Annotated in this window: 10 protein-coding genes; 9 read left to right on the plus strand and 1 reads right to left on the minus strand. The window is 28.6% G+C overall.

Annotated features, from left to right (window positions below; translation table 4 throughout):
• Positions 1–33: 33 nt before the first annotated feature.
• Positions 34–1,104: a M20/M25/M40 family metallo-hydrolase gene (locus R7X45_RS00465; protein WP_252262924.1), complete on the plus strand. Its 1,071-nt coding sequence runs from the start codon at positions 34–36 to the stop codon at positions 1,102–1,104.
• Positions 1,105–1,151: 47 nt separating this feature from the next.
• On the opposite strand, the gene R7X45_RS00470 is transcribed toward R7X45_RS00465, so the two are convergent.
• Positions 1,152–1,427: a hypothetical protein gene (locus R7X45_RS00470; RefSeq protein WP_318055523.1), complete on the minus strand. Its 276-nt coding sequence runs from the start codon at positions 1,425–1,427 to the stop codon at positions 1,152–1,154.
• Positions 1,428–1,502: 75 nt separating this feature from the next.
• Between R7X45_RS00470 and R7X45_RS00475 the strand changes: the two genes are divergently transcribed.
• From R7X45_RS00475 to R7X45_RS00510, 8 genes are all read left to right on the plus strand, one after another.
• A complete protein-coding gene (locus R7X45_RS00475) occupies positions 1,503–2,294 on the plus strand; it encodes a leucine-rich repeat domain-containing protein (RefSeq protein WP_318055524.1) in 792 nt (263 codons plus the stop codon).
• Between the two features lie 89 nt (positions 2,295–2,383).
• A complete protein-coding gene (gene pyk, locus R7X45_RS00480; RefSeq protein WP_080684857.1) occupies positions 2,384–3,820 on the plus strand; it encodes a pyruvate kinase in 1,437 nt (478 codons plus the stop codon).
• Positions 3,821–4,049: 229 nt separating this feature from the next.
• Positions 4,050–4,700 (plus strand): translation initiation factor IF-3, encoded by a 651-nt coding sequence (gene infC / locus R7X45_RS00485; protein WP_069097884.1) that lies wholly within the window; start codon positions 4,050–4,052, stop codon positions 4,698–4,700.
• Positions 4,693–4,887, plus strand: coding sequence for a 50S ribosomal protein L35 (gene rpmI / locus R7X45_RS00490; protein ID WP_044284348.1), 195 nt, complete (start codon positions 4,693–4,695; stop codon positions 4,885–4,887). Before infC ends, rpmI begins: the two co-directional genes overlap by 8 nt.
• Before the next feature lie 61 nt (positions 4,888–4,948).
• On the plus strand, positions 4,949–5,305 hold the full coding sequence (rplT, locus tag R7X45_RS00495; RefSeq protein ID WP_318055525.1) for a 50S ribosomal protein L20: 357 nt from the start codon (positions 4,949–4,951) through the stop codon (positions 5,303–5,305).
• A 27-nt stretch (positions 5,306–5,332) separates the two neighbouring features.
• Positions 5,333–5,527 carry a 50S ribosomal protein L28 gene (gene rpmB / locus R7X45_RS00500; protein WP_010321263.1) on the plus strand — a complete coding sequence of 65 codons (195 nt, stop codon included), beginning with the start codon at positions 5,333–5,335 and terminating at the stop codon, positions 5,525–5,527.
• 195 nt (positions 5,528–5,722) lie between these two features.
• On the plus strand, positions 5,723–6,664 hold the full coding sequence (locus R7X45_RS00505; protein ID WP_318055526.1) for a hypothetical protein: 942 nt from the start codon (positions 5,723–5,725) through the stop codon (positions 6,662–6,664).
• An 883-nt stretch (positions 6,665–7,547) separates the two neighbouring features.
• On the plus strand, positions 7,548–7,757 hold the full coding sequence (locus tag R7X45_RS00510; RefSeq protein ID WP_318055527.1) for a hypothetical protein: 210 nt from the start codon (positions 7,548–7,550) through the stop codon (positions 7,755–7,757).
• Positions 7,758–8,210 lie beyond the last annotated feature (453 nt).

Below are 8,210 nucleotides of genomic sequence, written 5' to 3' on the forward strand. Positions count from 1 at the left end.
ATTTTATATCAAAAACGTTTAAAGGAATTTGTTATGCAAATATTAGAAAAATTAAAAAAATATTGCGATATTGATGGAATGTCCCGTTATGAGGATGAAATTGTTGCTGAATTAAAAAGATCAACTGCTAATCTTGATCTAAGTTATTCTCGTGATGGTTTTGGGTCATTGATTATGCAACAAAAAAAGCAAAATTCTGGACCTAAAATAGTTGTTGCAGCACATATGGATGAAGTTGGCTTCATTGTTTTAGATATTACCGAAAAAGGTTATATAAAAGTAAAATCTGTTGGTGGTATTTGAGGAAACGCTGTAATTGGTGCTAAATTTAAGTTAATAAACTCTTTAGGCCAAGAATTTTACGGTGTTGCTGGTCATACTTCCATTCACATTATGGAGCGCCAGAAAATTGAAAAAGCCTTGATGGTAAAAGATCTTTACTTTGATTTTGGATTTAGATCAAAAAAAGAAGCCCAAGATCTTTCCGTTGAAATAGGAAACAGAATTTACTTTAGCAACCCTAGTTTTTTGATGCATAATCAAGATTATTTTGCATCAAAAGCGATAGATAACCGTGCTGGAGTTGTTGTAATTGACGAACTTGCTCACCGTTTGCATAATAAAAATTTAAAATCTAACCCAATTTTAGTAGGAACTGTTCAAGAAGAAGTCGGTTCACGCGGTGCAAAAATGGTTGCAAAAATGATTAAAGCTGATGTTGCTTTTGCAATTGACACAGGTGCTGCACATGATACTGAGGATGCAATCCCTGGCGTGCAAAAATTAGGAGCCGGAGTTGCTATTGACATTGCCGATGGTGGCGCTTTGATGGATCCAAGACTTGTTGACATCATTTTTCGAATTGCCAAAGAAAGAAACATACCAATTTACCGATATGTTTCTCAAGGTGGAGGGACTGATGCAGAAGAACTCCAATATTCAGGTTATGGGACTCCTACAGTTAGCATCTCGATTCCGCAGCGCTATTTACATTCAACATATGGCCTAATTAGTATTTCTGACATTAAGGCTGCAACTGATTTAATCGAGGCTTTTATTTTAGAATTTGGCCAAGAAGAAAATGAACAATTAATTTATAAATAATAGTTTAAAATTCTTTCTGTTATATTTAGAATTTAACAGTAATTAAGTTAATAAATAAAATAAATTGGCTGTTTTAGTGCTTTTTCTGCTTCTGCTTTAGCAAGTTTTGAATCATCTCATTTTACAGTGTGACCGTCACTTTTAATTTCACCAGATCCTGTTGTAAAAGTTCGATAAACAGCGGCAATTCCCAATAAAGCAGGTGCAATTTTTCCAACTGCGGTTGCTACATTTGAAATAACAGCAAAAGCACCAGCTCCGCCAGTTTCTTGTTTATCTTTTTCGCTTAATTTAACGAAATTTTGGTTTGGTTGTTTTTTCATTATTTGTATCTCCTTTCACCCAAAGTTAGTCAAAAGGCCAAAAAACATCTAAAAAAGGAAAAATTTAGGAAAAAAGTGCAAGTTTTCATATTATCCCGCGATGAAGCATTAAAAATAATTAAAAATCCAGAATTTTTGCAAGGAAAAATTCTGGATTTATCATGTTTTAATTTTCAAGAAATTGGTGATTTTGCTTTTTCAGGAATGAATTTAGAAATAAAAAAACTAATTTTGCCAAATTCACTTTTAAAAATCGGCGAGTCAGCTTTTATGTTAAATAAAATTGAGGAAGTAGTTTTTGGCCCAAATGTTGAAACTATTTCAGACTCAGCTTTTGAATCTAATTTAATAAAAAATATTAAAATTCCTGAAAAAGTAACTGTATTAAATAGCTCAGTTTTTGCAAATAATCAAATTGAAAACCTCCTAATTCCTGAATGAGTTAGCCAAATTAAATCTGATTCATTTGCCGACAATGCAATCCAAACCATTAAATTTAATTCAAACAAAATTAATGTTGATATTTACTCTTTTGTTGGAAACTCACCAAAAAAAATTGATATTTTTGGTGAGTTTTCTTTTAAAAATGAAAGTAAGTTGTTGAATTTCTATAAAGTCAAATTTGATTTTTTTAAAAATTTTGACAAATTTGAAAATAACTTCAAAATTATTGTTGAGAATTTTGAAGTTAGCCAAATTTTCTTATCATTCAACTGAGAAAATTTGGAGACTATAAACTTAATTTCGCCTCATTTTCAAACTGAAAAAGAGCTTGAAATTTTTATTAACAAGTCAAAAATAGATAAAAATCTTCATTTTGAAGGTTCAGGGCCTGATTTTTTGAAAAAAACATTAAAAATTTGCTAATATTTTTTAGTTTGATATTATAATTATAAATAATTTTTTATATATTTTCAACAATTCGAAAACTAAAAACAAGGACACAAATCAAAATCATGAATGCAATGAAAAATTATATTTCAAAAAGAACGAAAATAATTGCGACAATCGGCCCATCAACCCAAGATTATGAGGTTTTAAAACAATTAGTTTTGGCTGGAGTTAGTGTAATTCGGGCTAATTTTTCTCACGGAACATACGAAGAACAACGTCAAAAATTCGAAAATGCTCGCAAAGCTTCTCAAGAACTTCAAATTCCAATTTCAATTATGCTTGACACAAAAGGACCTGAAATCCGTGTAGGTAAAATTCTTAATGGTTCGCAAAAAATTCTTGCAAATCAACATTTAACTGTCCTAACTGATAAAGATTCTTATGAAAATTTTGAAGGAACTGACCAAGTAATAACTGTTTCACACGAAATTGACAAAGACTTAAAAGTTGGCGACAGAGTTCTTTTTGATGATGGAAAATTACAATCAGAAGTTGTTGAAATTGAAGATGGAAAAGTTGTTGTAAAGACAAAAAATTCTCACATTTTAAAACCAAATAAGCGCCTAAACATGCCTGGCGTTCCTTTTTCATTACCTTTTTTATCACAAAAAGACATTAACGACGTGCTTTTTGGGATTTCAGAAAATATTAATTATGTTGCTGCATCCTTTGTAAATTCAGCTGAAAATGTTAAGGAATTACGTAAACTTTTAGATGAAAACGGTGGTTCTCACATTCAAATAATTTCAAAAATCGAATCAACATTAGGTCTTGAGAATATCGATGAAATTATCGAATTATCTGATGGAATTATGGTAGCCCGTGGTGATTTAGGACTCGAAGTTCCTTATGAAGAAGTTCCATATCAGCAAAAAAGAATAATTAGAAAATGCCGTTTTGCAGGTAAAACTGTTGTCGTGGCAACACAAATGCTTGACTCAATGGAAAAATCTTCTCAACCAACTCGTGCTGAAGTTTCTGATGTTTATTGAGCAACTGAATTAGGCGCTGATGCGACAATGTTATCTGGTGAATCAGCCCAAGGACAATTTCCTGTTGAGTCGGTTCAAGTTATGGCCGTAATTAATAAAAGAGCCGAAAAAGAGTTCTATAATAAGCTTTTTTATACAAAACAGTTGGCCGTAATTACCAAAAACTCAAAAGGTCCTCGAGCAAAAATTGCTCACAAATTAGCTCACCTTGCTTATGAAAATGAAATAAAATATACTGTTGTTCTATCAAGAACTGGTGAACTTTTAAAAGCAATAGCTAAGTTTCGTCCAAATACCGCCGTTATTGGTGTTGTAAATAATGAAAAATTAATTTCAGGATTTGGAATAACATCTTCAGTTTTTGTTTCAATTAATTCTATTTCTGAATTTAACGCGATAAAAAGCGATTTTAATTTAGCGCGTAATGTTTTAAAACCATTTGGAGCTGAAAAGGGAGACACCTTTTTAGTCGTTGAAAACGAAAAAATGGTGCAATTTGTTTACTAATTTTTAAATTTTTTAAAATTTGCTTTTGAAAATTTAAAAATTAAGTATAATTATAATGCAAATTTTTATTTGCAGAAAGTAGATTTGCTCTCACCTGAAGATCGCAAGATCTTGGGTTTACCTAGCAAACAAAGATTATTATTTTTTTGTTTAAATTATAATTTAATACTTTTTAAGATTTTTGTATAAACATAGTAAAAACCATTGAAAATGGAGATAAATTTAAATTTTGAATCCTAAAAATCTTTTTCAAAGAAAGCCACAACAAGATCACCAAATTAACGAAAATATTATGTTTCCTAACGTTTTTTTAGTTGGATCTGACAATGAAAAAATTGGAAAAACTTCAACTAAAGAAGCGCTTGAACTTGCAAAATCCAAAGGACTTGACTTAGTTTTAATTTCAATTAAAGAAGTAAAAACTAAAGATGAAAAAGTTCAAAAAGTTCCAATAGCGAAAATTCTTGATTATGGTAAGTTTCGATACGACATAAAAAAGAAAAAAAAGGAAGAAAAGGAAAAGCAATCCTTTACTAATAACCGCGAAATACGGGTTAGTTTTAATATTAACAAGCAAGATATTCTTGTAAAATCAAAAAAAGCTAGAGAGTTTATTCTTGATGGCGACCGTGTGAAAATTGCTCTTCGTTTTCGTGGTCGTGAAATTACCCGAATTGATCAAGGTAAAATAACACTTGAAATATTTTTTGACCAATTGAAATACATTGCAAAAAAAAGCAAGGAAATTTCGCAAAACGGTAATTTTTTAGTTATGCATCTTGAACGTGATCGCAAAAAACTACCTAAATTCACTTCTTCAAAACAGCTAAAAGAACTTTTAGAATACGAAGAAATTCAAAATAAGGAAAAAAATGCCTAAAATCAAATTAAAAACAAAGTCAGCTTTGAAAAAAAGAATTAAGGTTACTGCAACCGGAAAAATTAAACACGGACATGCATATCGCTCACATTTAGCGCAAAATAAATCTACAAAACAAAAGCGCCAATCAAGAAAAGCTACTTTAATCGATCCTTCAGATTACAAAAGAATAAAAAAACTAATTTAATTAATTCAAAGAATTCACTAAATTTTTTGAAACTACATTATATAAAAGGAGAAATTTTATTATGAGAGTCAAAGGTGGAACTGTAACGCGCCAGCGTCGCCGTCGTTGATTAAAATTAGCAAAAGGTTATTGAGGGCATAAATCCATCGGATTTAAAGTTGCAAAACAGGCAGTAATTAAATCTTGAACCTATGCTTTTCGTGATCGAAAACAGCGTAAACGTGAATTTCGAAAATTATGAATTAGTAGAATAAATGCTGCAGCTCGTGACCAAGGAATTTCATATTCGCAATTAATGTATAAAATCAAACTGGCAAACATTGAAATTAATCGTAAAATGCTTGCTGAAATGGCAATTAGTCGCAAAACTGAATTTGATAATATCATTAAAATTGCTTTAGAAAAAGGTCAAAAATAATCCCTTTCTTATCATAGGAGGAAAAAAATGGCAAGAAAAGACCCAATTTCACAACGTGGACCAATGAGCGGAAATAACCGTTCTCACGCCCTAAATGCAACAAAACGTAAATTTAATTTAAATTTACAACAAATAGTACTAAAAACTGCCTCAGGGCAAAAAGTTCGTATTAAAGTTTCAGCAAAAACCAAAAAAACCTTACAAAAATGAGGTAAAATTTAAAATCTGAAATTTTAATAGATTAAAAAATCACCTTAAAAAATAAGGAAAAATACATTAATTTAGACGCACCTTTTTTGATGCGTCTATTTTTTTATTAATTTATTTTAAATGGAATTTATACTTTTTATATTAGTTAAATTATGTTAAAATTAACTTAATAATTTTATATATTTTAAATAAATTTAAAGGATAATTATGAAAAAAATACTACCTTTGAAAAAAATATTACCTTTTGGCATGCTAATGCTCTTGGGTTCAACCCCAATTATTATAGCAGCTTCAATCAACAAATCAAACGAACAAAATTATAATTCATATGCTAATATGAATTCCAAAAAAGATAAAGTAAACGTTTCTTTATTACGCGAGGAAGCAAAAAAAACATTAGATAATATTAGAAAATTAAATGCTGAAAACTTTAGTACTAATTCTGAGGAAAATAACCCCACAAAAATTGTTGATTTTACAAAATTTGAAAATGATTATAATTCTTTCCTAGACAAAATTGAAAAAAATCCTAGTATAGATTTAGAACAATTAGCAAAAACACAGTTTAAAACAAAAGGGTTGGATTTGGACAAAATTATTAAAGAAAATTCTAAAAAAGTCAAAGCTGAATCTTCCAAAAACACCAAGATTAATTCAGTTAACTTTTCTTCCTATTCAAGTTTTGATTCTATGACCTTTAAAACATATGCAGATGAAATTTGAAAAGGTCATGTAAATTCATCAGTTTTTGCTGCTATTAATTATGCTCTTGCAATCGCTTATGGTTTTGCTTGAAATTTTTTAGGTGCTGCTGCTTCAGCAATAGCCGCTGGAACTTTAACTAATTTAGCTGTTGAATATAAAAAGGCTTATAATAAAATAACCGCTGACCCTCGGTACCCATGGCTTCAATACGAGTATATTAGTCATTTGAAAGATTGAAGTAATAATTATATTAAAGGAGTAAAACTCTCTAAACTTGGTATTACTGGCATAATTATGACCATCAATTATTTAAGAGATATGTTATTAAGAGCTAAACCAATTTTACTATGAGCTAGTTGAGTGTCTCCTACTATAAAAGTTGTCATTATGGGAATTGATATTATTCAAAGTGTAATTTGATGACGAGTATCAAATAGAGATTAACAAATTTAATTAGATAATGTTTAAGAAAGAAAGTTTAGAAAAATTTTTTAATTTAAAATTCAACAATTGAATTTTGTTTATCCCATTTTTTGGTACTAACTGCTATTATAAATTATTCGATTTACTTGTAGAATACAACAGTTTTGAGGGGATTTTATACTATAAAACCAAGTTAATTTCGTGACTTTTCTATTTAATTCTTCATTTATTTTCAATTATTTTAACCATTTTATTATTTGTGTTAATTTTTGTTTATAGAGTTCATTTTTTTTCTTTAGGCGAAAATTTTGTTTTTAGCTTGGAAAATAAAGATAATTTTTTTTATGACTATAATATTTGATTTCCGAATATTATGAATGTGGCGATATATTCTTTCATTGCGTTTTTTGGATTTTTTTTAAATACTTTTTGAGCAAAATTTGTTATTTACTTTTTTAAGAAATTTTTATACCGAAAATATGATTTGAAAAATAAAACCACAACCTTTGAATTTTTACAAAATTTTAATTTTGAATCCTTTGTAAATTCTGTTCTTGTTGACACTGAAAATTGTAAAAAAAAGAGGAAGAAATCAAGAAAAATTTGCTGAACATATCAGCATTGGGAAACAAGAATTAGCAATTTAAGAAAAAAAATTCCCTGCCCTAAGCATGTTTTATTTACTAGACGTTTTGTTAAATATTATTATATTAAGTTAAGGAACCGCAAGGAAATTAGTGAATTTGACTGGGTTGTAGCTGAGGTACAAAACTATTATTGATTTTATACGTTTGTTTTTGCTTCAATTTTTAATAAAAGCGAAAAAAATTTTAATAGAAAAAAGTTTTACTACTACTTATTTAAAATTTTATTTTTTTATATTTTATTAATTTGGATTCTTCTTTTGTCAGTAATTTTTGCACTCTTTAATCATTTTCTTCTTGATAACCCGACATTTTTCTGAAAAATTTCATCAATGGCAGTTGTTATTTTTGTCATTTTTGAATTCGTTGATATCCAAAAACGTATATTTATTGAGTGAACATATCGCCGCATCAAAAAGCGATTTTTTGATGCTAATCTAATTAAGTCTGAAAAACAAGATTCAATATAAATGTTTTTTAAGGACATTATCTAAATGCACCTAAATTAGGCAAAAAATTAAGATTATTGCTTTTTATTCAGGATTTTGATTGTATTGTTTTAGTTGATTTTCAGTATTTTATTCCTGAGTTTCCCAGTTTAGGCAAAAATTCACTTTTTAGTGAATATAAATATGCAAAAAATACCCGTAAATACGGGTTTTTTGATGCTAAAATCTTAATTTTTATTATTTTAAAATCAACCTTTTGCAAAAAAATTTAAAAAAATGATTGGTCAAAAATAAAGTTATGTTATAATATGCATCACTAAGAATAATTAATAAATTTTGATATTGAATTAAGGGGGACTTGATTATGTTTTTTGCATATTAAAATCAGAAAATGCGAATTATCCATTATGTTTTTAGACATGATGGAATGCCTTAAATTTACCCGTTTAGAAATCTTTAAATTTAGGGCTTTTG

The sequence above is a fragment of the Mesomycoplasma ovipneumoniae genome (genome assembly GCF_033343935.1).
GTDB classification, from domain to species: domain Bacteria; phylum Bacillota_I; class Bacilli_A; order Mycoplasmatales; family Metamycoplasmataceae; genus Mesomycoplasma; species Mesomycoplasma ovipneumoniae_G.